The following is a 268-nucleotide window of genomic DNA, read 5'->3' on the forward strand; positions in this document are numbered from 1 at the left end:
GGCGCGGAGAAGCGGCAGCGGCAGGTGTATGTCGGCGGCGCGGTCGCGACGGCGGTGGCGCTGGTGCTGGCGATCGGGTTTTGGACATGGGGCTATGTTCGCAACAAGGCGCTGATCGGCACGGTCTATGCCACCGCCGCGGCGTATTCGAATTCCGCCGGCACGTCGCGCGGGGGCACCTCGACGCCCGATCAGGACCTTGCCGCACTGGGCGTGCTGGCAAAGGCGCGGGGCGAGATGGACGCCGCCAGCGACTTCGGTCTGGGGC

General features: G+C 70.5%; 1 protein-coding gene. It reads left to right on the forward strand.

The genetic code is table 11. The annotated features are described in order from the left end of the window. A partial coding sequence (locus tag AC0IYH_RS31840) for a hypothetical protein (RefSeq protein ID WP_471838266.1) occupies positions 1-268 on the forward strand: 268 nt, incomplete at both ends.

This window comes from Pseudomonas sp. AC463 (genome assembly GCF_979253585.1).